This window comes from Leucobacter iarius, assembly GCF_039530105.1.
GTDB classification, from domain to species: domain Bacteria; phylum Actinomycetota; class Actinomycetes; order Actinomycetales; family Microbacteriaceae; genus Leucobacter; species Leucobacter iarius.
Map to the genome: position 1 here is coordinate 1 of NZ_BAAAOB010000011.1, position 931 is coordinate 931.

The 931-nt window shown below is 55.9% G+C and carries 2 protein-coding genes; both read right to left on the minus strand.

Translation table 11 applies throughout. From position 1 onward, the window contains the following. Positions 1-755: IS5-like element ISKpn26 family transposase (locus ABD169_RS16020; protein ID WP_277458135.1), on the minus strand; the 755-nt coding region annotated here is incomplete at its 3' end. After that, positions 752-931, minus strand: a 180-nt coding sequence (locus ABD169_RS16025; RefSeq protein ID WP_344033615.1) for a hypothetical protein, incomplete at its 5' end; no start/stop codon positions are given. The genes ABD169_RS16025 and ABD169_RS16020, both read right to left, overlap by 4 nt.

The following is a 931-nucleotide window of genomic DNA, read 5'->3' on the forward strand; positions in this document are numbered from 1 at the left end:
TTCAAGGTTTTTACCTTGCCGGGACGCTCGGCGATCAGCCAGTCCACATCCACCTCGGCCAGCTCCTCGCGCTGTGGCGCTCCTTGGTAGCCGGCATCGGCTGAGACAAATTGCTCCTCTCCATGAAGCAGATTACCCAGCTGATTGAGGTCATGCTCGTTGGCCGCGGTGGTGACTAGGCTGTGGGTCAGGCCACTCTTGGCATCGACACCAATGTGGGCCTTCATGCCAAAGTGCCACTGATTGCCTTTCTTGGTCTGATGCATCTCCGGATCGCGTTGCTGCTCTTTGTTCTTGGTAGAGCTGGGTGCCTCAATGATGGTGGCATCCACCAAAGTGCCTTGGGTCATCATGACGCCTGCTTCGGCCAGCCAGCGATTGATGGTCTTGAACAATTGACGGGCCAGTTGATGCTGCTCGAGCAGGTGGCGGAAATTCATGATGGTGGTGCGATCCGGCAGGGCGCTATCCAGGGATAATCGGGCAAACAGGCGCATGGAGGCGATTTCGTACAGGGCATCTTCCATGGCACCGTCGCTCAGGTTGTACCAATGCTGCATGCAGTGAATACGCAGCATGGTCTCCAGCGGATAGGGCCGTCGGCCATTGCCCGCCTTGGGATAAAACGGCTCGATGACAGCGGTCATATTCTGCCATGGCAGAATCTGCTCCATGCGGGAGAGGAAAATCTCTTTTCGGGTCTGACGGCGCTTAGTGCTGAATTCACTATCGGCGAAGGTGAGTTGATGGCTCATGATGTCCCTCTGGGATGCGCTCCGGATGAATATGATGATCTCATATCAGGAACTTGTTCGCACCTTCCATCAGTGACGATGATCTGGTCAGTGCGCCATCGTGGCCCGATATTGCGCAGCAGCTGCAGCACCATATCGGCCGGCGCCCGCTGGTTATTTTCAATGCTGAGTTTGAT